The 24,201-nt window shown below is 35.1% G+C and carries 37 protein-coding genes and 1 pseudogene; 5 read left to right on the top strand and 33 right to left on the bottom strand.

What is annotated here, in order from left to right; all coding sequences use genetic code 11:
* Nucleotides 1-12: 12 nt before the first annotated feature.
* The 12 genes from Q9306_RS21705 to Q9306_RS21650 all read right to left on the bottom strand — a co-directional run bounded on the left by Q9306_RS21705 (nucleotide 13) and on the right by Q9306_RS21650 (nucleotide 7,621).
* Nucleotides 13-393, bottom strand: coding sequence for a hypothetical protein (locus Q9306_RS21705; protein WP_306202266.1), 381 nt, complete (start codon nucleotides 391-393; stop codon nucleotides 13-15).
* Nucleotides 390-806, bottom strand: a complete 417-nt coding sequence (locus tag Q9306_RS21700) for a hypothetical protein (protein WP_306202264.1) — start codon at nucleotides 804-806, stop codon at nucleotides 390-392. Before Q9306_RS21700 ends, Q9306_RS21705 begins: the two co-directional genes overlap by 4 nt.
* Nucleotides 790-1,152, bottom strand: a complete 363-nt coding sequence (locus Q9306_RS21695; protein WP_306202262.1) for a hypothetical protein — start codon at nucleotides 1,150-1,152, stop codon at nucleotides 790-792. The genes Q9306_RS21700 and Q9306_RS21695 overlap by 17 nt, the downstream gene beginning before the upstream one ends.
* Nucleotides 1,131-1,472, bottom strand: coding sequence for a head-tail connector protein (locus Q9306_RS21690; RefSeq protein ID WP_306202260.1), 342 nt, complete (start codon nucleotides 1,470-1,472; stop codon nucleotides 1,131-1,133). Before Q9306_RS21690 ends, Q9306_RS21695 begins: the two co-directional genes overlap by 22 nt.
* Nucleotides 1,473-1,507: 35 nt before the next feature.
* Entirely contained in the window at nucleotides 1,508-2,332 is an 825-nt protein-coding gene (locus Q9306_RS21685) for a hypothetical protein (protein ID WP_306202258.1), read from the bottom strand.
* 13 nt (nucleotides 2,333-2,345) lie between these two features.
* On the bottom strand, nucleotides 2,346-2,924 hold the full coding sequence (locus Q9306_RS21680) for a capsid assembly scaffolding protein Gp46 family protein (RefSeq protein ID WP_306202255.1): 579 nt from the start codon (nucleotides 2,922-2,924) through the stop codon (nucleotides 2,346-2,348).
* A gap of 71 nt (nucleotides 2,925-2,995) precedes the next feature.
* Complete coding sequence (locus Q9306_RS21675) at nucleotides 2,996-4,021, bottom strand: minor capsid protein (protein ID WP_306202253.1); 1,026 nt, start codon at nucleotides 4,019-4,021, stop codon at nucleotides 2,996-2,998.
* Nucleotides 4,008-5,363 (bottom strand): phage portal protein, encoded by a 1,356-nt coding sequence (locus Q9306_RS21670; RefSeq protein ID WP_306202251.1) that lies wholly within the window; start codon nucleotides 5,361-5,363, stop codon nucleotides 4,008-4,010. The genes Q9306_RS21675 and Q9306_RS21670 overlap by 14 nt, the downstream gene beginning before the upstream one ends.
* Nucleotides 5,364-5,385: 22 nt before the next feature.
* Nucleotides 5,386-5,580: a hypothetical protein gene (locus tag Q9306_RS21665; protein WP_306202249.1), complete on the bottom strand. Its 195-nt coding sequence runs from the start codon at nucleotides 5,578-5,580 to the stop codon at nucleotides 5,386-5,388.
* An 11-nt stretch (nucleotides 5,581-5,591) separates the two neighbouring features.
* Nucleotides 5,592-6,896: a PBSX family phage terminase large subunit gene (locus tag Q9306_RS21660; protein WP_306202247.1), complete on the bottom strand. Its 1,305-nt coding sequence runs from the start codon at nucleotides 6,894-6,896 to the stop codon at nucleotides 5,592-5,594.
* On the bottom strand, nucleotides 6,883-7,314 hold the full coding sequence (locus tag Q9306_RS21655) for a terminase small subunit (RefSeq protein ID WP_306202246.1): 432 nt from the start codon (nucleotides 7,312-7,314) through the stop codon (nucleotides 6,883-6,885). Before Q9306_RS21655 ends, Q9306_RS21660 begins: the two co-directional genes overlap by 14 nt.
* Nucleotides 7,315-7,444: 130 nt before the next feature.
* Nucleotides 7,445-7,621 carry a hypothetical protein gene (locus tag Q9306_RS21650; protein ID WP_306202244.1) on the bottom strand — a complete coding sequence of 59 codons (177 nt, stop codon included), beginning with the start codon at nucleotides 7,619-7,621 and terminating at the stop codon, nucleotides 7,445-7,447.
* A gap of 34 nt (nucleotides 7,622-7,655) precedes the next feature.
* Here Q9306_RS21650 and Q9306_RS21645 point away from each other — a divergent pair, with 34 nt between their 5' ends.
* The gene (locus tag Q9306_RS21645) at nucleotides 7,656-8,903 is read left to right on the top strand and encodes a hypothetical protein (protein ID WP_306202242.1); all 1,248 of its coding nucleotides are present in this window, start codon (nucleotides 7,656-7,658) and stop codon (nucleotides 8,901-8,903) included.
* A 449-nt stretch (nucleotides 8,904-9,352) separates the two neighbouring features.
* Here the strand turns inward: Q9306_RS21645 and Q9306_RS21640 are convergent, their stop codons facing one another.
* From Q9306_RS21640 to Q9306_RS21545, 20 genes are all read right to left on the bottom strand, one after another.
* Nucleotides 9,353-10,621: a PIN-like domain-containing protein gene (locus Q9306_RS21640; protein WP_306202240.1), complete on the bottom strand. Its 1,269-nt coding sequence runs from the start codon at nucleotides 10,619-10,621 to the stop codon at nucleotides 9,353-9,355.
* A 119-nt stretch (nucleotides 10,622-10,740) separates the two neighbouring features.
* Nucleotides 10,741-11,472 (bottom strand): hypothetical protein, encoded by a 732-nt coding sequence (locus Q9306_RS21635; RefSeq protein ID WP_306202238.1) that lies wholly within the window; start codon nucleotides 11,470-11,472, stop codon nucleotides 10,741-10,743.
* Between the two features lie 112 nt (nucleotides 11,473-11,584).
* Nucleotides 11,585-11,959 carry an ArpU family phage packaging/lysis transcriptional regulator gene (locus Q9306_RS21630; RefSeq protein ID WP_306202237.1) on the bottom strand — a complete coding sequence of 125 codons (375 nt, stop codon included), beginning with the start codon at nucleotides 11,957-11,959 and terminating at the stop codon, nucleotides 11,585-11,587.
* A gap of 2 nt (nucleotides 11,960-11,961) precedes the next feature.
* The gene (locus Q9306_RS21625; protein ID WP_306202234.1) at nucleotides 11,962-12,252 is read right to left on the bottom strand and encodes a hypothetical protein; all 291 of its coding nucleotides are present in this window, start codon (nucleotides 12,250-12,252) and stop codon (nucleotides 11,962-11,964) included.
* A gap of 617 nt (nucleotides 12,253-12,869) precedes the next feature.
* On the bottom strand, nucleotides 12,870-13,340 hold the full coding sequence (locus tag Q9306_RS21620; RefSeq protein WP_306202231.1) for a hypothetical protein: 471 nt from the start codon (nucleotides 13,338-13,340) through the stop codon (nucleotides 12,870-12,872).
* A 24-nt stretch (nucleotides 13,341-13,364) separates the two neighbouring features.
* Nucleotides 13,365-13,937, bottom strand: coding sequence for a dUTP diphosphatase (locus tag Q9306_RS21615; RefSeq protein ID WP_306202229.1), 573 nt, complete (start codon nucleotides 13,935-13,937; stop codon nucleotides 13,365-13,367).
* A gap of 41 nt (nucleotides 13,938-13,978) precedes the next feature.
* Entirely contained in the window at nucleotides 13,979-14,602 is a 624-nt protein-coding gene (locus Q9306_RS21610) for a beta clamp domain-containing protein (RefSeq protein WP_306202228.1), read from the bottom strand.
* 12 nt (nucleotides 14,603-14,614) lie between these two features.
* Nucleotides 14,615-14,875: a hypothetical protein gene (locus Q9306_RS21605; RefSeq protein ID WP_306202226.1), complete on the bottom strand. Its 261-nt coding sequence runs from the start codon at nucleotides 14,873-14,875 to the stop codon at nucleotides 14,615-14,617.
* Nucleotides 14,868-15,041, bottom strand: a complete 174-nt coding sequence (locus Q9306_RS21600; RefSeq protein WP_306202224.1) for a hypothetical protein — start codon at nucleotides 15,039-15,041, stop codon at nucleotides 14,868-14,870. The genes Q9306_RS21605 and Q9306_RS21600 overlap by 8 nt, the downstream gene beginning before the upstream one ends.
* A gap of 10 nt (nucleotides 15,042-15,051) precedes the next feature.
* Entirely contained in the window at nucleotides 15,052-15,738 is a 687-nt protein-coding gene (locus Q9306_RS21595; RefSeq protein ID WP_306202280.1) for a P-loop NTPase family protein, read from the bottom strand.
* A 115-nt stretch (nucleotides 15,739-15,853) separates the two neighbouring features.
* Nucleotides 15,854-16,771 carry a hypothetical protein gene (locus Q9306_RS21590; RefSeq protein ID WP_306202222.1) on the bottom strand — a complete coding sequence of 306 codons (918 nt, stop codon included), beginning with the start codon at nucleotides 16,769-16,771 and terminating at the stop codon, nucleotides 15,854-15,856.
* On the bottom strand, nucleotides 16,772-17,041 hold the full coding sequence (locus Q9306_RS21585) for a hypothetical protein (RefSeq protein ID WP_306202220.1): 270 nt from the start codon (nucleotides 17,039-17,041) through the stop codon (nucleotides 16,772-16,774).
* 1 nt (nucleotide 17,042) lies between these two features.
* Entirely contained in the window at nucleotides 17,043-17,726 is a 684-nt protein-coding gene (locus Q9306_RS21580) for a DUF1071 domain-containing protein (RefSeq protein WP_306202218.1), read from the bottom strand.
* Nucleotides 17,723-18,205: a siphovirus Gp157 family protein gene (locus Q9306_RS21575; RefSeq protein WP_306202216.1), complete on the bottom strand. Its 483-nt coding sequence runs from the start codon at nucleotides 18,203-18,205 to the stop codon at nucleotides 17,723-17,725. The genes Q9306_RS21580 and Q9306_RS21575 overlap by 4 nt, the downstream gene beginning before the upstream one ends.
* Nucleotides 18,205-18,420, bottom strand: coding sequence for a hypothetical protein (locus Q9306_RS21570; RefSeq protein ID WP_306202214.1), 216 nt, complete (start codon nucleotides 18,418-18,420; stop codon nucleotides 18,205-18,207). Before Q9306_RS21570 ends, Q9306_RS21575 begins: the two co-directional genes overlap by 1 nt.
* Nucleotides 18,421-18,434: 14 nt before the next feature.
* Nucleotides 18,435-18,599 (bottom strand): hypothetical protein, encoded by a 165-nt coding sequence (locus Q9306_RS21565; RefSeq protein WP_306202212.1) that lies wholly within the window; start codon nucleotides 18,597-18,599, stop codon nucleotides 18,435-18,437.
* A gap of 73 nt (nucleotides 18,600-18,672) precedes the next feature.
* On the bottom strand, nucleotides 18,673-18,990 hold the full coding sequence (locus Q9306_RS21560; RefSeq protein WP_306202210.1) for a hypothetical protein: 318 nt from the start codon (nucleotides 18,988-18,990) through the stop codon (nucleotides 18,673-18,675).
* Between the two features lie 110 nt (nucleotides 18,991-19,100).
* On the bottom strand, nucleotides 19,101-19,262 hold the full coding sequence (locus Q9306_RS21555; RefSeq protein ID WP_306202281.1) for a hypothetical protein: 162 nt from the start codon (nucleotides 19,260-19,262) through the stop codon (nucleotides 19,101-19,103).
* A gap of 11 nt (nucleotides 19,263-19,273) precedes the next feature.
* Nucleotides 19,274-19,981, bottom strand: coding sequence for a Rha family transcriptional regulator (locus Q9306_RS21550; protein WP_306202208.1), 708 nt, complete (start codon nucleotides 19,979-19,981; stop codon nucleotides 19,274-19,276).
* Nucleotides 19,981-20,166, bottom strand: a complete 186-nt coding sequence (locus Q9306_RS21545) for a helix-turn-helix transcriptional regulator (RefSeq protein ID WP_306202206.1) — start codon at nucleotides 20,164-20,166, stop codon at nucleotides 19,981-19,983. The genes Q9306_RS21550 and Q9306_RS21545 overlap by 1 nt, the downstream gene beginning before the upstream one ends.
* Before the next feature lie 272 nt (nucleotides 20,167-20,438).
* Here Q9306_RS21545 and Q9306_RS21540 point away from each other — a divergent pair, with 272 nt between their 5' ends.
* From Q9306_RS21540 to Q9306_RS21525, 4 genes are all read left to right on the top strand, one after another.
* A complete protein-coding gene (locus Q9306_RS21540) occupies nucleotides 20,439-20,861 on the top strand; it encodes a helix-turn-helix domain-containing protein (RefSeq protein WP_306202204.1) in 423 nt (140 codons plus the stop codon).
* A gap of 15 nt (nucleotides 20,862-20,876) precedes the next feature.
* Nucleotides 20,877-21,302, top strand: a complete 426-nt coding sequence (locus Q9306_RS21535) for an ImmA/IrrE family metallo-endopeptidase (RefSeq protein WP_306202202.1) — start codon at nucleotides 20,877-20,879, stop codon at nucleotides 21,300-21,302.
* Nucleotides 21,303-21,376: 74 nt separating this feature from the next.
* Nucleotides 21,377-21,535 (top strand): hypothetical protein, encoded by a 159-nt coding sequence (locus Q9306_RS21530; RefSeq protein ID WP_306202200.1) that lies wholly within the window; start codon nucleotides 21,377-21,379, stop codon nucleotides 21,533-21,535.
* Nucleotides 21,535-22,953 (top strand): recombinase family protein, encoded by a 1,419-nt coding sequence (locus Q9306_RS21525; protein WP_306202198.1) that lies wholly within the window; start codon nucleotides 21,535-21,537, stop codon nucleotides 22,951-22,953. Before Q9306_RS21530 ends, Q9306_RS21525 begins: the two co-directional genes overlap by 1 nt.
* Nucleotides 22,954-22,977: 24 nt before the next feature.
* Here the strand turns inward: Q9306_RS21525 and Q9306_RS21520 are convergent.
* Nucleotides 22,978-23,679, bottom strand: a pseudogene (locus Q9306_RS21520) (branched-chain amino acid ABC transporter substrate-binding protein); the annotation flags it as partial.
* Nucleotides 23,680-24,201 lie beyond the last annotated feature (522 nt).

Raw genomic sequence — 24,201 nt, 5'->3', positions numbered from 1 at the left:
AAAACCTACCTTTCACATATTGTAGTATCTAACTCTGAAACGTACTTCTTTCAATCTTATGTTTTGGTCTTCTACTGGAATATCTCCTCTACCAGCAAAATCAACCGCAATTGTCATCGGTGCACATCGACTAATAAAAGTACCGTTATTAACTGCCTTCTTTATCAATTCAGATGTCTCATCTTGCATCTGATACTCTTTACTTGTTCCCCAGATGTTAACAGTGAATATAAAATCTTCCCGTATTCTCGAAATAGGATCTGATTCACTTGTATAAACAACATATGGAAAAGGAACCTTCTCGCCTTCTGCGTCTTTATAAAACACCTCAACGCCATAAGGCTCGAATATATCTCTTAAAAACTGATCTATGAATTCTATTAAATCGGTCATCCAATACCACCTTTCATGGTGGATTCCATTATGCGGTTAATCTCAGACCTGTGTTTTTCTGCTGCATTCCGCAATGCTTTTGTTCCTTTTTTACCATGAGTTCGATAGAACTTACCTGTACGTTTATCACGATATACCCACGGTGTTTTTCTACCGCCTTTTTCAGCGTAAATACCTGTGCCGAACTCTTCATATATGGCATTCTCTTTGTTGTTATAAATAACAGCTTTGATAGTTTGTCCATCTATAACAACCGTCACTTCAAATCCTCTTGCTGTGTCCCCACTAGCTTTTCTCGAATAAGCGACCGCATTTCCTTTGATGTACTCAGCCCCACGTCTAACAGCAAGCTTCTCCGCTTGTTGCATAGCCTTTATAGCATTGTTGATATTAGACTCATATCGCCAACTCATCGGCTTTGATCTCCGTTTCTTCAAGCGCTACTTCAAGATGGTCACTAGCACTCATTGGATTAGATACCTTTTTTACGCTGTAATGCTTGGTATCTGTAGCGATAACATCACCTTTCTTGATATCAGTTGGAAGGCAATACAAAACAGCACTTATGTCCTCTGTAACCTTCTGATAAGCCATACCAACGTCGCCGCCTTGCAACGTCTCATCAACGATACCTTTGAATGAATATTCCTTTTGGTATTTACCTCGGTTATATGGTCCAGTACCTTTCTCTTTTCGATAAATAGTTACATCAATCCCAAATTTCTTAATAAGTCTGCTTATTCTTCCTCTGAATCGCATAATGTTCTCAGTCGCTTTCTAAGCCCTTTTAACAAGTGCTTGGGATATTGTTCTTCATCAGTTGCGTATGACACGTTATATGAGCCTAATCGCTCGTTTTTTACTCCATCTTGCTTGTCCTCATCAGTAGCGAATAAATGGTAGCCTACTAATCTAACAGCAATAATTTCATAATCTGGTGGATAACCGTGTTCGAAGTCGTTACCTGTGTATCTGCGAATAAATGAATCCACAATCGGGATGAATATATCGATTAGATCATCTTGTTCATTTCCATCAATACGAAGAATTTTTTTAACTCGATCTACTGTAGTAACCATGTGTTACCTCCTTAGAGGAAGAGGGACACGCCCTCTTATTTAGATGCTGCTTTCTTTTTGTGAGCATAGATTGAAACTTTTTTGTTTTTAAGAACAAATGCATCAAAATATACACGGCCTTCAGCGAGAGTACCAGAGATACCAGGAGGATCTTTGTGGAGGCGGTATTCTGCGAGTTTAATAGGAGCAACAGTTGCGGACTTATGACAAATCATAAAGTTTACATCTTTACCTAATCGTTTAGAAGGGACACTTACGACTGGCATTCCATCTAATTCAGCTACTTGTCCTTTGAATACAACTCTATCTTGTGCTAAATCTGAGTTTTTTACATAACCATCAGAGTTTTTAATTAAACTAATAAACTCAGGAGAAGCATTAAGTACACGGTTTTCCGGTACATCCTCTTCATCTAAAGCTGCTGTTGCGGTAGTTACAGATTTATAAGCTGTTTTTTCGTCCAATGCACCTTCAACTACCATACCAGCATTTTTAACCATCTGTGCAAATCGATACGTATCAACATGCGGAACAACTACTTCACGAATTTGGCGAGCTAATGCTTCTGCGGCCTTCATTTCCGTTTCTTCTTCATTCATTTTATCGATAGTGAAAGCAAAGCTTTTATCTTGTGTTAATGTTAGCTCTTGTAAATCATTCTCTAGTTCATTTGGTTCCCCAAAACGATTTGATCCAGAACGCTTATAGTCATTTAAAGGAACAGTTTCAACGGATGTAACCTTAATTGTAGCTGCTCCCACAAATTCATAATCATTGTTAACACTTGGTGTTGATAGCGCACCTTTAGAAAAACGCTCATCAACCTTTTGGGCATATTTCGTAGTTAATTCAATTGGCATTAATCATCATCTCCTAATCATTCCAAGCTGCGTCAAACGCTGCTTCTGCTTTATCAATTGTTTCTTTTTCTACTTTTGGTTGTTTAGGCGTTGGTCCCGCTAACTTACCTTTTACAGCTGTAGACAGTTCACTGTTCCAATCCGCAATAAATTCTTTTACTGCTTGTTCTGTCGCTTCCTCATCTTCACCAATCAAACGATTAGCAAAGCGAGTAGGAATGCCAGCACCTCTTAACAAATCTGTTGCATGGTCCTTTAATTCAGCGCGTCTAGCTTTAGCTTTGTATGATTCATTTTCTCTTTTCAAGTCCTCATACTCTTGTTGACGCCGTTCTTCTTCACTCATGCTCTTACGCTGATACTCTTTTTCGGCATCCTCACGCGCTTTTTTGGCTGCCTGTTTTGCTCTTTTAGCAACAATGGCATCCACATCAGCTTGCGTGAAGTTTTTTTCTTGTTGCTGCGTTTCTTCTGTTTCTTGCGTCTGATCGGTTTCCTCTTGTTCCTCTGTTGTATCAGCTTCTTCGTTCTCGCTAGCAAAAAACTGTAAGTCTAATCGTAGAGGAAACTTAGTTTCTTTCAGTTCTTTCATGTGTAAAACCTCCATTTATAGCCCGTCGGCTGTCGATTCCGAGTGTTTAACGTCCACAAGTACGACGTTTACTATTTCAAGAATTGCTTCTTATATTCGGTATAAGTCATTTCTGGTTCATTCACTTTTACACTCTTACCAGCACTATCTCTTACCCAACGATATTTCGGGCCGCTAATACCCTCAAAATACGGTATCGGCAATGTACGACATCTTGGGTGCAATGGCGGATAGTTAACACCGACACTCGCATCATCTCGGTTGTATACCTTCCCTGTGTCTAATGAACGACATTTAGGTGATGTACGATGGTCAAATGTTACATGTAGCTTGTACTGTTCAATCTCAGCCTCACCAAAACTATCTAATGTAGCACGGTTATAGAAATACGATGACTCAGTGTGTACAAGCGTAATAGCGTGACCCATTTCTACATTCATCTTTTTGGCTAATCGTTCGGATACCTCATCAGCATGAAGCCCTTGGATAACGCCTTGTGTCAATTCTTCTCGTAGCACTTGTAACAGTTTCTTTTTGTTGTTCCAAATACGGTTAGAGAAGTTCTCTCCACTCCATGGATAAGAGAGAATCTCTTTAATCATCTTTTCATTCAGTACATAAACAGGAGTTTCGATACCTAGCTTCAGAAACTCGTATTTGCTCTGTAACAACGTTTCAGTGTAAATAGTAGTCATTTGTTCGCGGATAGCTTTTTCATCCTGTATCGCTTGGTCTGATAGTTTCATAAGCATTTCGGAAGAGATTGCATCTAACCGAGTAACTTTCGCTAGGTTGATATGTTGCTTGATTTCTTGTTCAATTGAATCTTTTATAGCTGAATCTACCTCACTCAAATAGTCGAGATAGTCAGTTAATCCCTTTTTACGTATTTCACGTTCAGCTTTACTCAAAACCTCGTTAAGTTTGTTATAATCGAAGCCTTTCTTTGTAAGATAAAGCCTAATCTCTTTATTCACTTCACGGTAAGCACGCAAATATGATGCTTTTAATCGCTTTTCTATTTTCTTGGCTTCTTTGTGCCAATTCTCTTCTAGTTGTTCAGCCCTATTGACCCAATACTCCTCAATTGTCGGCATTTGTATCAGCTACTTCATCTGTTTGTTGTGCCTCTTGCCCCGGCTGACTAAAATCGTATGCTGCAAACTTCTCTTCATCCTCTTCCTTCTTCATTTCCATGACTTGTTTCACGTCTTGAACAAATGATAGAAGGCTTAGAAGAACCTCTTGCGGTAAGATACTCTGTAATTTAGCGACAAGTTCAGCTTCTTCCAACAAGTTAGGCGGTAAATTCGGATTGAATTGAATCTTTATATCCCTGTGGTCGAATAAATCGCTATTCGTCATACCTACATACTTATTAATGAAATCCAAACGATCTGTAAGAGCCTTACGGAACATGCGAGCCTTTTGTCCTCTGACCTGTTCCAAAGCTAACAGCTTATACTTAATCGCTACCCCAGAAAGGTTACTACCGAATGACTCGTCACTCATATCTGGAACGAATGAGAACTTGTGAATATCGTCTTTCAAACCTTTTTTTACATTTTGAGCAAAGGTGTCATTCACATTCTTAATGAGCCAGTCAGCATCTCCGTCCTCATCTAACATAAGCACTTTGTCCTCTTTTGCTTGTTGAACGTCTTTTCGTTCGGTATCTGGCATATTAATCAGCTTCAAAAATGCATCCGTGAAGTCTGCTAAATCTTCAACATTGCCCGATACAGCATTGTTATACGCATCCATTAGTGCTACACAATCTTCCCAATCACCTAACTCAAATTTGTTGTTCCTATACTTAATAAGTGGTACTTTATTAAATCCATGTGATACTTGTTCCATTAATTCATAAGGAATGTCAGCATCAGTCTTTTCAGCTGTCTTGTGAATAAACTCGTATGTAGCACGCTCTGTACTGTCGTATACATCCATACGCACTTTATACTCGTTATCTTTTAAAAGAGATTCAGAGAAGATAATTGCATCAGTGATGTTTGGCTTTACCATTCCATCATCAATAACAATTACATTTCGAGGGTCTAGATCAACAAAGTTATATTCTCCTTGTTCGTCGAAGTATTGTAGTTCATACGCTACTCCATAGATAGAACAGTTAACAGCGTTGTCGTAGTTGACTGTCTCTTCGTCGTTATCTTCAAGAATGTCCAATGCCTTTTGGAATTGTTCTTTTGAATAAACATAGGATACAGGGGAACCGAGGAAGTAACCCGTGGAAATAGTAGTGATGTATTTAGCGAAGTTATGCACAATACGGTATGTTTTATTGCTCTTACGTTCTTTCTTATTCACGATTTCATGTTCACCAACATAATAGTCATGAAGCTTTTGCAATCGCTTGAACGCCTTTTCTTCTGTCTTAAAACGGGTGTATAGCAATCTTGCCTGTTCGAATGTAAGCAATGTATCACCCCTTTCTCATAAATCATTGTTTTGTTTCAAATGATAGCTTCATAGTTTCTAATAACTCTCTCATTACATCTGGTTTCTTAATAAAAAACTCAACAACTTCATTGAAAGAGCCGTTTATGCTACCAAGTGAAATGATAACTTTATCTAAAACATATGGGTTTTCCATCGTCTTTTCTGAAAGTAACAACACCTTTTCCCAATAACTCATCTGTTTTCCTCCTATAATCCAAGTGAAGACTTATCGATTGATTTCAGCTTGCCGCCTTTCTTCAAGAATCTCTCGATTGAGTAACGCCATGCATCCATTAAGTGGTTAAAGTCATCGATTGGTGTATTGAGCCTTTTACCTGTCTTGTTGTCAGTTGCATAAATGTAGTTATTAATCTCTTTAATAAACTCAACACAAGACGGGTGAATAACAATCTTAAATCCATGAATATACTGAATACCGTTGTTAATGGAGTCTTTACCTTTGCGAGCTCCTTCAATTCTTCTAATATCAAGGGATTTAATTTCATCAATACTTTTCGGCTCTGCTGAATCAGCTGTAATACGCTCTTTCGCATAACCCTTATCCTTAATCATTTGTGCAATCCGTTTATTGCTCATGCCTTTCTCGTAGTGCTCATCAAATACGTAAATTGTTTCATTCCTTAAATCTACTAATGAGCAACATAAGGCCGTTGGGTCATTCGTATAACCAAAGTCAAGACCGAAGGCGCTTTGTATATCCTTCCTTTGTCTTATCTCATCGATATCGAAGTCACGAACTTGGAAATTCTCATATACAAGACCGTCAGCTACTCCCCATTCACCGTCACATACAATGCGAGCACGTCTTGGGTTTTTTGTATATAAACTTTCATACCGCGCTCTATCCTGTGCATCTAACCATTCATTGCACTTATAGGTTGTTGTAATTGCAAACGTGTCATAAGCCTGTGTTTCTTCATCAAAGAAATATGCTTTGAGCCAGTGGTTTTCACTCCATGGATTAAACGTCACGGTGATCTGCTTGAAGAAGTCTGGTGAATCATAAGAACCACGAATAGATTCAACAACTGTTTCAAACTTGTGCTGGTCCTCTATTTCGTAAGCTTCCTCAAACCATGCCCAACATAAATTGCCTACATCCACCGTAATAGACGTGATTTTTAACGGATCATCAAGACCGCGAAATAGAATCTTTTGTCCAGTTGGTTTGTAAGTTATCTCTGGCATAGACTCATTGAACTTGAATAAACTTTTTACCTTCAGATGATTAATGGCCCATTTGAAATCCGTATAGCACGATTGCTTCAATGTATTAGAGAATCGACGAACAACCAGTATATTGGCCCAAGGATATTGCATAAGCCTTTTTGTAAGGTTTATTACAGTTGTTTTAGACTTCTTTGAACCACGTGAACCCTTACAGACTCGATAGAAATTTTTACAATGCCAGTAACGGTTGTAGCCTTTGCCGATGACTTCAAGAAAGTTAATATTCGGCTGTACATTCAAAGGTGCTTTATTCATCGGCATCAATCGGCACATCATCAACAAATGTTGGCACTGTTATTTCGACTTCTTTCTTTTCAGTCCACATCATATGACGTTTCCCAAGTAGTTCCGCAGCCTTTACACGGTCTTTCACATAAGTATCCTTGTCTTGCAGTTCAAAGTAACCCTCACCTTGTCCAACTGGTACCTGTTCAGTAGTCTCACCACGCATAACCTTTGTGAGAAACTCAAGTATCTCGTCTTGTGAAGCTACGCGTTCCTCTTCCTTTTGAGACATCCGTTCCTCTATATAGGCTTTTAAGTGAGGTTTAGATAGGTTTTCATTTCCCATCTCTTTAGCCGTTTTTTGACTGTATCCAGCCTTTCTAGCGGCTTCTGTTGCATTTCCTGTTTCAATGTAGTAATCACAAAACGCTTGTTGTTTAAGAGTTAGTTTCATTACATATCACCGCCCCCTTTCTATCTATTAAATAACTACCTAATTTTTAACTTTTTTGTATATTATTAAAGGAAATTGGATTTTCTTGTCGAATATTCTTTTCTAGGAGATATTCTGCTATAGGAGGTGGTTAATGAACTTCTAACACAATTGTGCCGTCCTTACGTATTAATACATTGCTAACACAATAACATTTCTGATTTACATTTATCAGACTACCACAGCCTAATAAACTATCTGTTTCCAAAAACTCATTTAACAGAAATTCTCCTAAAAAACGAATATTTGTACGAACTTCACATTTCATTTTTATCAATACCTCCAAGAGAAAGGATTACATTATGGAAAAACAGTACGAATCATTACTCGAAAAGTTATTATTGTTCTACCCTTATTTAAAAAAGGGACATACAGTAGAAAAATTGCACAACTACATCAAAAAATTCCATGATTTTAACAACTTATATCAAGAAGTTAAGAATGAGAATCCAGATGATGAACCTCGATATCTTGTTGCTAAAACCTTGGTTACTGGTCTACAACAAAAAGAAATTGATGAATCTGATCTAGATGATTTATTATTCCTACTGTTAGAAGATTCCCTTTTTAATTCGTATTTATTCAAATTAGAAGATAGTACATGCGATTTAAAGGACGCTAAAGATTTATTTAGTTCTTGGAAAATTCCTCAAAATCGTAAAATTCTCAGTAACGTGGACAAAAATCACTCAGATGATTTTGTTATTTGTGGTTATAGAAAAGAAGAAGATAATGGAGTGATAGAATCTTTACGTCTACTTTTATTAGACAGTAAACGAATTAAAGTTCGATCAAAAAACTCAGATACCAAAGAAATCGTCTTCCCTACTTTTATAGAGGTAGATTTTAGAAGAGCCCTTCTACACATTCGTTTACGCGACGTAGACAATATAGTTAATGAATCCGAAGAATTCAGCACCATGTCTGGTAGAATAAGTAACACTCTAAACTTTCTTGATTCCTTTCAACCAGAAATTCATTATAAGACATTCGATAATTTCAGAAAGAGCCTCTTTGAACTAGAAGAGCATTTACTTAAAGATAAAAGAGATCTAGCTCAAGAAAAACTATACACGTTTACCGATGAAATCGATCGCTTCACTAATTTAGTATGCAATAAATTTTCACCACCAGATGCTGAAATTTCACCAGAACAACATATATCAAATAGCGTATTGTCAATTATTTCAACTACTATAAACACTAGTGATTTAGGAGATATTTTTGGAATAAAATTCCGCAACAGCAAATATGATAATGACAAAAAATACGCAGAAATTACAATTAGAGACAAAGGATATAAATGTATCTCAACAAATAACCTATATTGGTTGAACTTACCTGTATTACAAAATAAAAAATCGATAGAATCCTTACAGATTGTAAAGATTCTAGATAATGGTACCGTTATCGCTAATTTAGAATTTTCTCTAGAAACAGCCAACATCAAAATTCACCAAAAAGGAAGTGAGGAAATTAGTGGTGACTATAAAGCCACTCAAGAGAAATACGATGACTTTATTAACTTTATCTTACCGTTTATTAAATAAGTCCTATCGTTAATTATACAAAAAGTAAAATCTCCCTATATTTATAAAAGAGATTTTACTTTTTGTTTTTTATACTACTCTCTTAACAACTAATGAGTCCATTAGTGTACCCCACACCTCTTTGAACCGAGGATCGTGTTTTCTGATCAGAAATAATTACGTGTGGTCAATTTGGAAGGATTCCTCGGCTCAAAGAGAGGTAAGACCCTCTCCCTCGTTGTATTAAGACCCTAACTTACGTTTATTCGTGAGTAAACTATAATTAATTGCCCTAATACTGTATTTCAGAAATCATCGTAAACGAACATAATCGCTATTTCCGTAGCGCTATGACACTTTCTATAATACAAGTACACTACTAATATTTTTTATCAACTTTTTATCTGCTTTTTATCAAAAAAAGAAAAAGAAAACCATTTACTTATTGAAATGGTTTTCTTTCCAAATATTTATCCGTTAGCTTGCATTAAAAATCCAGTTAATTCCTCATATATAACTGCTAGCTTATCTTTATAATTCATCAAAAGATCGTAAGTACCTTTATTTTTATCTACCGCCGATTTCGCAAGTATATAATCTACTTTATTCAAAAGAGGTTTTACATTTTTCGAACCCTTTAATCTATCATTATTTTCTTCTAAAAGAACATCAATCTTCTCTTCTAACTCGTTAATTTGAGCGATTAAAAATTTTCTATTTTCGACGGCATTAATATAATTGCTGAAAAGCTCCTCGTATTTTCCATTTAATTTTTCAGCAAACCCCGGCATAATTTCTTTTATAATTTGGTGATTTCGGGGTTCATCATCTATATCAGATTGTCTTAAATCCTCCATTTCTTTTATTGCCTCTTCGTTTACCTGTTCTTTTAAATACTCTTTTATATGGCTCATAAAGCGCTCTGTTTTATACATATAAAAAGGTACGTTAGCCTCTTTCTTAAATTCATTTAATAATTCAATACGTGGACCTATAGTTCTGCCCTTTTCGATTTTCCACCAATCTTTTTTTACATCATCAGTAACAAAAATTATAGGTTTATTTTCCTTTTTAGCTTTATCAATCATCTGAAACCAAACAATCAGATCTCCAAATTTATCTTTGTAAACTATACCATTATATTCTTTAGCCGCATCTTTTTTTTCTGCTTCATCTTCAAATCCAGGAGGAAATTTTCTCTTGTAACGTTCCTCTCCATTTTCGTAAATTTCTTCTAACTTTTCTTTAGGGTAAGGTTCACCTACTTTATTTTCATATAATTCACTTAATGAATCTAAAATGGTGTCGTTTATTAACAAATTAGGATGTTCATCTTCATGCTTCTTTACATCGTCAATTAGTTCGTTAAAACAGTTTACCATTCGCTCTGTAATACGATTGATATCTATTTTAGGATGCTTTTTATTAAAATCTTTTTTTAATTGAGAAGTAAATTCTGTTGTCTTAGAACCTATAGCATTGCAAATATTATCATATGCCAGCTTTTGTTCTAGAATTACAGCTTCTCTATTAAAATGAAACTCTAATCCTACTTGATACGGCATCCATAATTGTTTTTTAACCTTTTCTAAAATTCCTATCAATTCATTTTTAGTAGATTCTGAATACCTATATAAATTTAATAGGACATTTGTATCAATGATAAAGTAACAATCACTGAATATATTTTTAAACTCTTCCTCAGTATACTTATAAAACTCTGGAAATACCGTCTTCATAATATCCTCCTAAAAACATTTCTACCAACATCTGTTATACCATAATATTCATTTATCTTCCAATATTAATTAAATAAAAAACCACCTAAAAAGGTGGCTACTAATCATACAAACTATATTTAGTCCTCAATACTTTTACTTTTATATTTTCCATCTAATTCATCAATATATATATCGATTACCTCTTGAATAATTCTTATTCTAGTTCTATCTGTATAACTTATTAGAAATGAAATCATAATCATAATAAGCATCAATAAAAACATAGTACCTGAAACATAGTAAAATTCACCAGATATTTTAACTCCATTACTCTCATTTGTTATCGGTATAAAAAACCCTATAATATACTTAATATTTCCTGTAGCTAGAGAACTAGCAAATGCCGATGAGAATACAGCAATTATAAATGTTTGAATTACCACAGGTGTACTATCTCTTTCTACTACATTCAAATATGCCTTGAATCTTTTCATTTTGTATACATCATTTTGAAAATAATATCCTATTCTGTTCTTTAGAACTCCCATATTATCAATAATATCACCTGTAACTTTCATACATCCTATTAAAAGTTTTAGATGGTTATCCAAATATTTTGTATTACTAGTCCACTGATCTAACGTTAAATTTTTTTCCTTCTTTCTAAAAATACCTCCAATTCCAACTGTAGTTATCCATTTTGCTGTATAAGCAATTATTATAAAACTTAAAGCATACAACATATAAAATATTATTATAGCAATATATATAGTAGCTACTCCTATCTTTTCTACTATAGTAGTCATAAACGTATTCATTAATACTATTAGTAGAATTAAAACGCCTGTACTTAGATATACTTTCTTCATTCAGAAAAACCTCTCATCCATAATATTATAACGAAGTAAAATTTTAACAAATAAATCGTATAATTTCAATATAAAGAATCAACGTCCCAAAAACCGTTAAACTTAGTGATTTTTATTCTTCTACCTCAATCCCCAATTTATATGCCAACTCATACAAAGCCTTATTCCTCTTCCTATAATAATCGGGTTGTGACATATTCAATTCCCTACACATTTTCACCCAGCTATGTTTCTCCTTCCCTAAATAAGCCAACTCAATAAGTTGTTTATCATATAAATTCAGCTTATTTACACCTTTTCGTATATCAACAATATAAGAAACTCGTTTAATTATTTTTTCACTTATACCATCCGTTTCTTCGTTATATACACGCTCGATAGTCTTTTCATCTATGTTTGATAAAAACAGACGATATTTTTTCAAAGCTTTAAGAACATTCTTCTTTGTTTCTTCTCTATTAAGTTCTGGCAAGTCGATATCTAACATAACTATTCCTCCTCCACCAGCTTCAAAAATGTGTCCAGTGGTAAAACAACCAACCACGGCTTTCTATCCGCTTTGATTGCCAATGCGTCGGGCTGCTCCCGTTCATCTTCCAACCAATTGTATAATGTCTTGAATCCGTCTTTTCTCGCCTTTACTTCCCATTCAAGACCTAATCCCTTCACATCATTAGAATACCCTTCTACCGCACCAGAAAGTGGTACACGAGCACCGCCTATTAAACTAGCAAATTCTCTTTCACGTCTTGCACCTTTGTCTCGTTGACTTTTTCCCATTCTTAAATCTCCATTCTAAAAAAAATTATTTAATTTTTTTAACTTTATTTCTCTTATCTTGTTTCCTTCAGCCTCTTCTCCTTTGACAATATTTATCAGAAATAGTAATATTTCAATATGACTATACTATTAACTGTTGTTTGTTCGAATCAAACACCCCTGACCGATTTAGCTATCTGGATGAGTAGCAAGGGATGGTTTCCTGGAATTTTTTACGCTGGGCTACTGTCTTACTCCATTTCTAAAGTGTGTAACTTTATGAAAAGCAAATTAAAATTAACGGAGTTGATGTCTATGCTATTTCATTTCACTGTAGTTTTAAGTGCTTTGGCATTATGTCGGGGACCAGGATGGACAGTTTAGACGCCAAAGCTTTATGTAGGAATATGTCACCAAATACATTATAGATATAGTGTGTTTAACGATGTATTCCTACAATTAAAACTACATTTACTGATTTCTTTTTTTTCAAAAATTCATGTTAAATATCCTTAGTTAAATACGCCATTACTTGACTAATCGCCTTAAGAAGTCCCGCATACCCCGGGGCTTCTTTTTTATAGTATTATTGGCTTAATCACCAGAAAATTTATGCAACCTTCAAAGTGCAAAGCATTTTAAAAGAATGCCAGCTGCCCATCGACTTTTTCCAACAATTCAATTGGTTGCTCTTCCACTTTTTCAGGTTTTTCCTTTTCAATGACTGGAACAAAATTTTTAAACCAATGCAATGGAAAACAACCACAAAACCTTTTCCTCTCCTCATCGTGCCAAAAGAGGCAATGCGTCCTTTTCGGTTTAATAACGTATTCCTTCAAGGATTTGTTTTTAAAACCGCGTTGTCGCCAAATAAGTTGAGCATGATAGAACTTATCTTGATCTAGCTTAAGAATATCCATCTGTGGTTCTTTGGGCCACTCCTCTTCTTCTACAACGTGGAACCTTTCAGCTTGATAGGAACCGAAATGTGCATTCACATTATCAAATCGACTGACATAGTAGTGATTCGGTTTAGCCGGAAAGATGAAATATTCTTGTTCTAATCTCAACTCTGTAGAAGTATCAGCATTTATACATACCGCCTTCACTGTCGTCACCTTCTATCTTACTTTTTAATAACCGCTATCCTGTCTTTCGAAGTTCTCAGCATTCTTTTCTTTATAGGACCTCACAATATCCTCATACTTGTACCCGTACAGGTAACATAAACGGAAGAAAACACTGAATGCTCGACGTAAATGCCCTACTGTTGTAGTTAAATCACGATACTGACACCACGCGTGCTTTGCCGCTAATATGTCTTGTAAATACCATTCAAATAGCATATTGACATTAGTCACATCTTTTCTTAACACAGACTGCATACTAAGAGATTCAACAAGTTTACGACGAACTGTCCCCTTATCTAGCTCAATTGCGATGTTCATAAGAAAGTGTAATCCATCAATGAGTTCTTCCAGTAGTCCTTGCTTCGGAATACCAAAACCAGTACTCCACATTTTAAAGGCTCGTGTTTCATTCCATGCCTCACTGATCTCCACAATCAATGCACGGAATAGCATATCTAATTTGTCGTTTCCTTTATACCCAATCCGCTTGTCCAATTCCTTTTGCATTTCAAACAGTTCACTAATATCAAATGTTTGTTTCTTTTCTTCTGGCATAATCACATGTAACTTAATCATTATTTTTCTCCTTTCATATTTCTGTATCAATAATTTATTTCTCAGTATCTTCTAATCGGTAAAATAATTGTTTCTAACCTTATATTGTCTGTTAGTAATATAGGTTTAAAGCTGCTTTCTATTTGGATAAACAGTGCTTTCGTACCTAATTTACAATGCATTTCTAATGCATCACGCATATATTCAATTGAGTAAGCTACGTACTCTACCTTTTGTGGATTATATGATTCACACGGTGCTTTCATTTTCACTTCTGTTCCATCTAATTCAATTTCAAATCCATCACTATTCATGCGTAACGTTGCGCTTTTATTCCGCACTTTTATAGCTTTAGAGATTTGATTAAGTGACTTGTGGATTTGTAACCACAACTTGATTTGTTTCTCGTTTAAAGAAATAGTCGCTTTTTCGAAAGTTGGTACTATCCCCTCAACTTTTGGATAATCACCTGTTGCAACTTCAAATGTATGAGGATTCACTAAATAATCTTTATCAAATCCATGTATATTCTTAATACGACAAAGGCGTCTACTATCTGTTGCAATCATCGTCCCATCTGCTGCATGATGTACAAACATTAATGTCATTCTTCCTGCTGACACCCCAACAAACTTTTTAGCTAACTGTAAAGCTACTCCATATTTTTCATTGTGTAATAGATTCATCTGTTTTCCTCCTCACAAATTCCCTTTAAATATCCTTCTAATTTGGTTATCTCTGAAACCCTCATGTACCGCAAAAACCTCCGGGAATTCAGATAAACATAAATCGATAATCGTGTTATCTGTCGCTCGAATATAATAGTATTTAACTAATCCTTTATAGTCGTAGTGCAAATAATAATTTTGAATTGTGTAATGCAAACCATGCACTTCTAACGCTTCATAGAGTTTCAATTTTGTTTCATCTACTTCAAAAATAGATAGTTGCTCAATCAACTTTCACACCTTCTATTTTTTTCAATTGTTCCTCAATCCATTTACCTGTCGTATTCACGTAATCCTCACGTGTACGTGCCTTTTGTGAAGGGGATGGTGTAAATACCATTCCCCAACTACTAACTCTTGTTACGTGAACGTTTTGGTTTATCACAGTAATGCTCATTTATTTCACCTCATGCCGTTCTATAACTTGCACCTTTAACTTGATATAAATAATTCTTACTCATTCCGAATAACCGATCAGCGGCCGCGAATCCAATTTTGTCCTCTAATGTGTCTAAATCTTCATTACTGGTGTACCAGATTGGTAGATTCCGCAAATACCGCTCATTAATAATCTTATAGTACATGTCCTCTTTGAACTCGCTGTACTTGGATTTCGCTATGTCATCCCACACAAGAATGTCGCATGTACATAAATCATGAAGTATTTCATTCAGCCGCTTCTTGTTGTCATTTAAGAACGATGCATTTTGAATTTCAGCCATGATATTTACATCTTGGACACATAACACTCTGATACCACGCAAACGCCCTGTATGCTTGTCTATGACCTTAAAATGATTTAATGCATATTTAGCACCAGCTACTTGCAAATGTGTCTTACCTAAGCCATATGAGTTATTCGCTTGCCGCATCTTGTTACGTTCTCCCGGGGGCAAACTTTTCAATTTCGTTTCTCCCACCTCAGCAATAAATCCAATACTATTTATCTTTGAATCACGTATATCATTAAAAATTTTCAAATATTCAATCATCGAGTTGTACAATATTTTTTGTACTGCTGTTTCTCTTACATAGTTATCAAACCGAGCGTTCTCAAACTCTAACGGGATCATTGCGTTTTTAAAACGGGCCATTAAGCTTTTATGTTCCAAGCATTCGCACTCAATAGCAACGTCTACATATTTACCTTTCAAAAACTCAGACGGCTGCTTTTCAAATGTGTAACCTCTGTCTCCGCACTTTTCACAATCAACCGACTGACTTTGCGAATCCTCTATTATCGGCTGGTTGGATTCCTCTTCTAGTGTTTTCTTGTGCATAGCTTCCGCTCGTTTCATTAGGCGCTGCATTACGTCCCCGAGTTTTTCCATTATTACCACCTGACTCATTCATTTTCATATACAGCTGATCAAACTGTTGTCGTAGCTTTGCCGTTGACAATATATTCGATTTCCAAAAGCTATCGTTTTGACACCAGTCAATAACGTCCTTTATTTCTTGTAGGGTTCTATTATCTCGTTCCCTCATCAAACGAACGTTATTTGCCCAAGAATCAAAAGATGATGGTTCTTTTTGTTTATGGTTATTTTCTTTAATTTTTTCAAAGAGATACTTGGCTGCATTCATGTCGCAAGTTTCATACTTGTGACGAGAAGTATTCTTTTTATTTTTATTTTTATTTTCTTTTTCTTTTTTATTTTCTTTTTGTCCACGTATCGTGGGACGTATCGTTGACGTATCGTCAAAACCCGCATAAATACTGATTTTATAAGCTAACTCTTCGTTCTCTGTTCTTTCCAAAACCTTTTGCACGAGTGATAAATCTTCTATCACTTCCAGTTCTTTTTTTATACAATCCTCAATAGGTTTACCACCTTTTTTAAGGTTGTATTTCCCCCAATTCAAGATGCAAATCTCTCTAGTTTTTTCATTATAAATCACTAATTTATGATGTTTAATGAATCTATCCAACAAGGCTTTTATACTTTCTATTGAATAACCTAATTCAAAGGCAATTTGCTTTCTTGTAATCCGATAAACACCTATTTGATGAGTGTGTTCATTGGTCAATAAGTATAAATAAAAGAATTTATCTTCTGGTGTCATTTCCTCAGAAACTTTTGGATCTGACCAGAAAGAAGTTTGCACATGTCTATATTTCGCCATTTAATTCACCTTCTTCATAACAACTTCATAGTAGAAGCCTCGGTCACGTTCTAGCGCAATGCAACCTTTGAATAAATGAGGATTCTCATCTTTTTTATGGCTAATGGCTTCTAATACTTTTCGAATAGGGAAATGATAATCAAATCCCTCATCCTCTAAGCTCCGGCAACGCTTGATTAATTCAGATAACCTCTCATCACGCATGTATCTTGTGTTGAAACTTCTGTTTAGTGCTATTGGTACAGAACCATCTCTTACCACAGTTTCCATATCAACCACCTGCCTGTTGTGATTTTTGCTGATTTGCTTTTGCATCATTCAACCATGATGTAATTGTCCTTTGAACATTTGATGCTTGCTGTACTGTAATTCCTTTGAATGTTTGGATTCCTAATGACTGTTTTACAGTTGCTTTCGTCTCTTCAAACAGCATACCGTACACCTCGGACAATTCTCTAATTTGTGCATGAATCGCTTGTATTCGTTGCTCATTAGCAACTTGGGCCTGTCGCTGTTGCTCTTGTTCTGGAACAGTACTTTGTTGCTTGTTAGGTTGTTTCGGTTCATCATCCCGTGGAATATCTTCACCAGAATAGATATATAATCCTAACCCGTGTAATGCAATCGCCTTCGCTAGACATCTCTGAATAGATGTATTGATTTGAAATGATGTAGGCTTTGCTATTGGTTTATTGTAGTTATCTAATACCGGATGTATCTGTGAACGAGTGATATTATTGACTGTCACTTCAACTTCGACAAAATAACCAACCTCTGTTTTCATATAAGGCAATCCATCAAATCTAACAACTTGCCAAGTTGCATCAGGACATTTTTTTAATAGTTGATCTACCGCCCATGACCAACTTAAATAACTGAAACGCCCTTTCTTTTCAACATGCTTACTGACATCAATGGACGCCAATTCTGCAAAATAATTTCTTTGTTCACTCATCGAATTCTCACGCTCTCACCTTGTTTTAACGTGATACCATGCCATTGCATTCCATCTTTAACCGCTGCAAGTAATGCTCTTTTATCAACTTTTGGTTCCTGTGGAATTGTGTACTCCGGTGGGATAACCGCATCAGCCGCAATCTCTAAACTTGCTGGATTCTTCTGAATGCCTACTGTTATCAGTGCCCCCTTAACACGTCTTTTACCCACAGCGATCATTTGCTCATACAAGTAATCTTTAATGTTTTTCACATTGTTTTCGAAGGCCTTACGACGGTCAGCTAAACGTTTTTCTTCCACCTTGATAGCTTCCGCCTGCGCATCAATGTTTTTAATTAATAACGCTGCACCTTGAACTTTTTCGTCAATTACTTCGTCAATCGCTTGCAATGTATCATTAATTGCTTCTTGATCCGCGCCGTCCTCAATCATTTGTTGCAACGTATTGAAATTACTTGTAAGCTCATAAAGTTTCATTAGTTTTTACCTCCTGATTGTGTTACTAATACACGGTTATGGGCACTACTTATATTCCAACCATACTCAAAATCACCATGTACATGTTTCTGTACAAACCAAACTACTTCAGAGCGAGTTTCTAACTCCTCACACACTCTATCCCAAGCCTGCTGCAATGTGATTTCCTGCTTCTTTTGTAAACGAGCTAACTGCTTTTTACGACGTGATTTCATAGTTTAATATCCTCCTAAAATGGCATACTGCCGTATGGTTTATCTGTTAATACGGTAATAACATAATCGATATCTAGCTTTTTGGACTTGTCTGTTTCTTTGCTAGACATACGTTTCAAGTTGTTTACTGCGATTTCTACTTGTTTTTTTAACATTTGATTTTCAAATGACTCTTTCATGTAATCACCTCATGTGATATACTGACTGCGAAAATATTTTTACAAATGACTCCTGCTGCAACAGGGGTCTTTTTTATGCATTTAACACATACTCAATAATGTGGGTCGGAATATTTACTTCACGCATTCGATTAGCAACCATTTCAACGCGATCACGTTCCTTCTTCTTAAAGAAAAGCTTTGCCAGTTGCTCATCACATTCTTTCGCTTTGTTCCCCCACTCTTCATACTCTTTACAAGCTTCATAGAACTCTTTCGTTTGACCTTCTGCGTTTTTCTGACTTGCGATACGAGATAGCAAGAACTGATTCTTTATGTAGTTCTCTTTCTCGTTGCGCAATGACTTTGCTAACTCCGCATCTTCCGGTAGAACAAGGTTTTCAATTGCCATGTTGTTCACCACTATTTTTGATAAGAGCATTTATGCACACGAATCGATTTTCAATAAGACGGCGCTGCTTCTTGCTTGGTAGTTTATAATGGGCCAATAGCTTAAGGTAATCAGCTACTTTTACGTTGTTGTAGTTGATTGATAGATTCATTGTGTTCAGCCTCCTTGCGCTCAGCTGCTAACTTTTTAAATTTAGTTGGATTCGCCAATATCTCTTTAATTATTGGTGCGCAAAATCTTTTTGTTTGTTCTGCGTTTAATACAATTTTCAAGATTACTCCCCCTAAACCATCGGTCTCCAACCGTTAATGAAGTTTAACGCTTCGTTGAAATCTTTCTTTAAGATGTCACGATAGCTATTTACATTGAATGCATCCTTTAAGTTACGACCGAGTAAACCAAATAATTTTCTAGTTGAATCATGTACTTCACTATTGATGTGACCGTTTTCCCATAAGTAATAAATTCGCTTTGATTTAGCCTTATCGATAACCCGTTGTTGTCCATAATCAATTGTTAATTGCTTTTCAACGACAATTTCAAGTGTAGAAACTCGTTTATTTAAATTACTTGTACCTGCTGCAAGAAGCTCAATTTGTCCAAATGGATCGTTAGGTATTTTAGGTTGATTTTGAATGTACTCTTTCATACGTTTGAACTCTTGCAAGAACTTTATTTTCATCTTCATCGCTTCTGGAGTTACATAAGACATAGCGACAACCGCAAATGCATCTTCTGTTAAGAGATATTTTTTATACCACTGTTTGTTTTGAAAATGTTGGTATTGGGTCTGCCCAAAGTTGGACTCACCCCAAGTTAGCTCTCCAGCTTCTTTTAATTTTTCTAACTGTACTTCTATATCACGTACAACATGTTTATGCTCTTTACCAAACATTTCAGCTACTGTTAAGCTGTCAGTTACTACCTCACCGTTACTTTCAAAAACTAAAACATGTTGTTCTACTTCGTTTACCACTGTTAATTGATTCATTATGAAGCCTCCTTAGTTTCTAAAATCTTGATAATTTTTTCTTTTACTTTCTTACCATTCCTTTTCCCTAAAAGAATATCTGATAGATAAGGGTTTGAAATTCCTAGCATTTCTGCTAATTCCTTTTGCTTCATATCATTGATAATCAGCCATGTTTTAACCTTTTTACCGAACGTGTTATCCATACGTTTAACTCCTATTTTTATTTTTTTAGCTAATTTTTTAGCTTTTCGTTGACATTATCTATCGCGAAAGATAGAATAAAGACATAGCTAAATAAACATACATTAATAGCCTTTGAACGTTGGGGAACGTGGTCTATTGGCTTTGTTTTGTAGTGTTTTGAAAAGCTAAATAAATAGCTCATGAACATAGTTTACTATCGAGAAGAATAGAAGTCAACTTTATTCTACACAAAACGATAGATTTTTTGTTCATTTGCCTGAGGATGGTTGATATGACTACATTTGATATAGTAAAAAAATTAGCCGAAGAACAAAAAATTTCGATTTCTGAATTAGAACGAGAGTTAGAGATGGGGAAAAATAGTTTATATAGATGGAAAAAACAAACCCCTTCATCTGACACACTCCAAAAAGTAGCTGACTATTTTAATGTTTCTACTGATTATTTATTAGGAAGAACTAAAAAGAAATATTGGGAACTTACCGAAAAAGATGAAAAAGACATTCAAAAGAAATTAGAAGAATTAATAGAAGATATGAGCAACGCTGATGCTCTTGCATTCTCAAAAGGATCTGAGCCAATGTCAGAAGAAACGAAACGCTTATTAATAATTTCTTTAGAAAATTCTCTTAGGTTAGGAAAAGAAATGGCTAAAAAGAAATTTACACCTAAGAAATACAGAAGCGAAGATTGATTGGAGTGGATCTAATTGGTTTCAAAACAGCAAATCAATTTAAAAATAGACGAACTACTTAGACGATATAATACCAGAGATCCATTTCTTATAGCTGAAGAAAAAGGAATTGTCGTTATCACCGAAGATTTGGGGGATATTTTTGGATACTACCACAAAGTATCTCGTATCCCTTTCATACATATTAATGAACAACTTTCATATCCAAATCAGGTTTTTACCTGTTTTCATGAATTAGGACACGTTATTTTTCATCCAGACGAAAATACACCTAAATTATCTTTGATATCTCTTTGTTCTGAAATCCGTATAGAAGCCGAAGCGAATTATTTTGCAACAAGATTTCTTACCGATGGAAGTCATCACGATTACTACATTCAAACAAAACAAGAATTATTACAGTATTATGGGATCCCTAAACAAATGGAGAGATTTATTTAATTTTTTCTCTATGTAAATTTTTTTAATTTCAAAAAGAACATAAGTTCTTTTTGAGAAGTTAAAGGAGAATAATAATGATTGTTAACTTAGATGATTATAGAAGAAAAAAACAAAAAGATATGATAAAAATACCAATTGTCACTAGCATTTATGAAGAGAATGGTGAAATAAAATATGAAATTGACGGATATATAGATACTCCAAAAGATTGGATTGAAGGGATGGATAAATAATGAAATGTGCTATTTATAGACGGGTTTCAACTGATATGCAAGCTGAAAAAGGATTCTCTTTAGAAGCTCAAAAGATGCGATTAGAAGCATATGCACAATCGCAAGGTTGGGATATTGTTGGTGATTACATGGATGATGGTTACAGTGCTAAAGACATGAATCGCCCAGAGCTCCAGCGATTATTAACTGATATGAAAGAAAAACGATTCGATGTAATACTCGTTTATAAATTAGATCGTCTATGTCGTTCGGTACGAGATCTTAACGATATGATTGAGGATTTTGAAAAATATCACGTTAAGTTTAAGAGTTCAAGTGAGGCATTAGATACAACAACTGCAACAGGTCGTATGATGATTAATATGATTGGTACACTCGCACAATGGGAACGTGAGCAAACAGCTGAGAGAGTTACAGAGAACATGTACAAGCGTGCTGAACTCGGTTTATTTAATGGTGGAGTAATTCCGTTCGGTTATATTAAAACTAATGATAGTATCATCGTTAATGAAGATGAAAGTGTGATTATCAAAGAAATGTTTGAACTAGCTCTTTCAAATGGTTTTTTAGCTGTATCTTTAAAATTAAATGAGAAAGGTTACAAGACGAGAAGTGGTCACAAATGGCATAAAGAAGCTGTGAAACGCATCTTAACTAATCCTATTTACTGTGGTTATAAACGTTATGGAGTTAAAGGTAATGATTCTAAAGAAGTTGTTATATCAAAGTTCAATGCAAAAGGTTTTAAACCAATAATATCTAAAGAAATGTTTGATGAATGTCAAAAGATATTTGAAAATAGAAAAACTAACGCGCCAAAACCACGATATGGTGAATATAATTATTTTTCCGGAATTTTTGTTTGTCCTAACTGTGGTCAAAGACTATCAGCGGTTACATACATGATTAAAGGTAAAAAATATAAGTATTACAAGTGCGCTAAAAAAGCACAAGGATTTTGTAATGGTTATAACGTCAGCCTAGAAACACTGGAAACAGCATTTTTAAAAACTCTTAATCTAACATTAGACAACATAGAAATTAATATTTCCGATAAGATAGACATTAATTCAATAAAAAAAGAATTAGATAATTTAACAAAAAAGAAAGAAAGAGTAAAAAATTTATATCTCGATAATGTTATAGATCGTGATGAAATGAAAGAAAGAATAGACATTATAAATGAGAAAGAAAAAGAATTGTACACCCTTCTCTCAGAAGAAGAAGAAACCATTTCTGTAGAGGTTGTAAAAGAAACACTTGAAAACTTAATTTATAATTGGAATATCATTTCTGACGAAACAAAAATGTATGCTATTCGAAGTATTTTTGACAGTATAGAATTTAAAGAAATTAGCAAGGCAAATGGAAGATGGAAGAAAGCTGCAATTGAGATAACTGGATATAAATTGAGATAGTTTCATACTATCTTTATTTCAATGTATAGGTACGTTATCTTCTGAATACATACCACCAAAATACACAAGGTCTGGCTTTTTCGCGACAACTTGGTTTAACACCCCACTAAAATCTTTCTCTCCAACTGTAATTCCTTCATAACCGACGATTTTTGCTCCTAGCTTTTCTGCTTCTTTTTTAAATGCGTCAGCTAACCCTGTACCGTATGCCGTTTTATCCTGAATTACAAAAATATTTTTTGCCTTTATTGTTTCAAGCGCATATTTCGCTGCCGCCGGACCTTGGAAATCATCCCTTGCAACAAGGCGTGCAACAGTCTTTAACCCACGTTCTGTTAATTCAACTGCCGTACTTGATGGTGATACCATAACAAGATTTGCTTTCTCATATGTTTCAGAAGCGGCAATTGATACACCTGACATTAAATGTCCGACAACGCCTAATACTTCTTTATCAGCCGCGACAGACTGAGCATTAGCAACCCCTTTTTTCGGGTCACCTTGATCATCTTGTGGAACAAATTGCAATTCAAAACCTAGTTTTTTAAACTCTTCTTTTTGTTTCTCTACCGCAAGCTGCGTTCCAAGCTTAATAGATTCTCCAAACGCAGCCGATCCACCTGAAAGAGGTGATTCAGAAGCAATTTTAATTACTTTACTTGTCCTTTCTTCATTTTTCGTAGAAGATGAATTATCATTTCCTTTACCCGTACACCCTGCCATCATTCCCGCTAATAAAACACCTGATAACAAAAGCGATATCTTTTTCTTCACAGTACTCCCCCTAAATTCGTAATATTTTTAATATTTAAAATATTAATCTATACATAAAGGTAGTACAATAAAAATCGTTAGTGTTTTCTCGTATAATTCCGACATGATATGCTATATACATTCATTTTAATTTTTCTACATATAGATTGCTGCTATGCAGAAAAAAGGAAGCTTCACTCGTTTGCTATCTCTAGTTTTCACTGCGCATATGGCAGGAAAGGGCACTGACCGCTTCTATGCTTGGCCAGATGCTCTCGTCCACCGAAAAAGAATGGTTTTATGTCGGTTTTTTAATTTAGATTTATATAACATACAAAAGAGTCAGTGTATACACTGACTCTCAGAGTGTTGGGAAACCCTTTGGGTTTCCCAACCTCTGATGACCTTTATTGTAACTATGTATAAAAAAATTGTACGAAACAATAAAAAATAAGAAAAACAGCCCTTCATCTGACCAGAAAGGGTCAGTTGAAG

The sequence above is a fragment of the Bacillus multifaciens genome, from assembly GCF_030756675.1.
In the GTDB taxonomy this organism is placed as follows: domain Bacteria; phylum Bacillota; class Bacilli; order Bacillales; family Bacillaceae_G; genus Bacillus_A; species Bacillus_A multifaciens.
This window is presented reverse-complemented; position numbering and strand designations above follow the sequence as displayed.

Excerpts from the sequence above, each read along its gene's own strand:
- Q9306_RS21565 (WP_306202212.1), bottom strand. The coding sequence starts at position 18,599 with ATGAAAGAGTCATTTGAAAATCAAATGTTAAAAAAACAAGTAGAAATC.
- Q9306_RS21630 (WP_306202237.1), bottom strand. The coding sequence starts at position 11,959 with ATGTTAGATATCGACTTGCCAGAACTTAATAGAGAAGAAACAAAGAAG.
- Q9306_RS21640 (WP_306202240.1), bottom strand. The coding sequence starts at position 10,621 with ATGAAGACGGTATTTCCAGAGTTTTATAAGTATACTGAGGAAGAGTTT.
- Q9306_RS21595 (WP_306202280.1), bottom strand. The coding sequence starts at position 15,738 with ATGGCCCGTTTTAAAAACGCAATGATCCCGTTAGAGTTTGAGAACGCT.
- Q9306_RS21600 (WP_306202224.1), bottom strand. The coding sequence starts at position 15,041 with ATGAGCATTACTGTGATAAACCAAAACGTTCACGTAACAAGAGTTAGT.
- Q9306_RS21650 (WP_306202244.1), bottom strand. The coding sequence starts at position 7,621 with ATGAAATGTGAAGTTCGTACAAATATTCGTTTTTTAGGAGAATTTCTG.
- Q9306_RS21545 (WP_306202206.1), bottom strand. The coding sequence starts at position 20,166 with ATGGATAACACGTTCGGTAAAAAGGTTAAAACATGGCTGATTATCAAT.
- Q9306_RS21680 (WP_306202255.1), bottom strand. The coding sequence starts at position 2,924 with ATGAAAGAACTGAAAGAAACTAAGTTTCCTCTACGATTAGACTTACAG.
- Q9306_RS21525 (WP_306202198.1), top strand. The coding sequence starts at position 21,535 with ATGAAATGTGCTATTTATAGACGGGTTTCAACTGATATGCAAGCTGAA.
- Q9306_RS21560 (WP_306202210.1), bottom strand. The coding sequence starts at position 18,990 with ATGGCAATTGAAAACCTTGTTCTACCGGAAGATGCGGAGTTAGCAAAG.
- Q9306_RS21685 (WP_306202258.1), bottom strand. The coding sequence starts at position 2,332 with ATGCCAATTGAATTAACTACGAAATATGCCCAAAAGGTTGATGAGCGT.
- Q9306_RS21655 (WP_306202246.1), bottom strand. The coding sequence starts at position 7,314 with ATGAAACTAACTCTTAAACAACAAGCGTTTTGTGATTACTACATTGAA.
- Q9306_RS21615 (WP_306202229.1), bottom strand. The coding sequence starts at position 13,937 with ATGATTAAGTTACATGTGATTATGCCAGAAGAAAAGAAACAAACATTT.
- Q9306_RS21625 (WP_306202234.1), bottom strand. The coding sequence starts at position 12,252 with ATGGGAAAAAGTCAACGAGACAAAGGTGCAAGACGTGAAAGAGAATTT.
- Q9306_RS21675 (WP_306202253.1), bottom strand. The coding sequence starts at position 4,021 with ATGCCGACAATTGAGGAGTATTGGGTCAATAGGGCTGAACAACTAGAA.
- Q9306_RS21570 (WP_306202214.1), bottom strand. The coding sequence starts at position 18,420 with ATGAAATCACGTCGTAAAAAGCAGTTAGCTCGTTTACAAAAGAAGCAG.
- Q9306_RS21660 (WP_306202247.1), bottom strand. The coding sequence starts at position 6,896 with ATGCCGATGAATAAAGCACCTTTGAATGTACAGCCGAATATTAACTTT.
- Q9306_RS21635 (WP_306202238.1), bottom strand. The coding sequence starts at position 11,472 with ATGAAGAAAGTATATCTAAGTACAGGCGTTTTAATTCTACTAATAGTA.
- Q9306_RS21645 (WP_306202242.1), top strand. The coding sequence starts at position 7,656 with ATGGAAAAACAGTACGAATCATTACTCGAAAAGTTATTATTGTTCTAC.
- Q9306_RS21585 (WP_306202220.1), bottom strand. The coding sequence starts at position 17,041 with ATGGAAACTGTGGTAAGAGATGGTTCTGTACCAATAGCACTAAACAGA.
- Q9306_RS21575 (WP_306202216.1), bottom strand. The coding sequence starts at position 18,205 with ATGAAACTTTATGAGCTTACAAGTAATTTCAATACGTTGCAACAAATG.
- Q9306_RS21695 (WP_306202262.1), bottom strand. The coding sequence starts at position 1,152 with ATGCGATTCAGAGGAAGAATAAGCAGACTTATTAAGAAATTTGGGATT.
- Q9306_RS21690 (WP_306202260.1), bottom strand. The coding sequence starts at position 1,472 with ATGGTTACTACAGTAGATCGAGTTAAAAAAATTCTTCGTATTGATGGA.
- Q9306_RS21540 (WP_306202204.1), top strand. The coding sequence starts at position 20,439 with ATGACTACATTTGATATAGTAAAAAAATTAGCCGAAGAACAAAAAATT.
- Q9306_RS21530 (WP_306202200.1), top strand. The coding sequence starts at position 21,377 with ATGATTGTTAACTTAGATGATTATAGAAGAAAAAAACAAAAAGATATG.
- Q9306_RS21580 (WP_306202218.1), bottom strand. The coding sequence starts at position 17,726 with ATGAGTGAACAAAGAAATTATTTTGCAGAATTGGCGTCCATTGATGTC.
- Q9306_RS21610 (WP_306202228.1), bottom strand. The coding sequence starts at position 14,602 with ATGAATCTATTACACAATGAAAAATATGGAGTAGCTTTACAGTTAGCT.
- Q9306_RS21700 (WP_306202264.1), bottom strand. The coding sequence starts at position 806 with ATGAGTTGGCGATATGAGTCTAATATCAACAATGCTATAAAGGCTATG.
- Q9306_RS21705 (WP_306202266.1), bottom strand. The coding sequence starts at position 393 with ATGACCGATTTAATAGAATTCATAGATCAGTTTTTAAGAGATATATTC.
- Q9306_RS21550 (WP_306202208.1), bottom strand. The coding sequence starts at position 19,981 with ATGAATCAATTAACAGTGGTAAACGAAGTAGAACAACATGTTTTAGTT.
- Q9306_RS21590 (WP_306202222.1), bottom strand. The coding sequence starts at position 16,771 with ATGGCGAAATATAGACATGTGCAAACTTCTTTCTGGTCAGATCCAAAA.
- Q9306_RS21665 (WP_306202249.1), bottom strand. The coding sequence starts at position 5,580 with ATGAGTTATTGGGAAAAGGTGTTGTTACTTTCAGAAAAGACGATGGAA.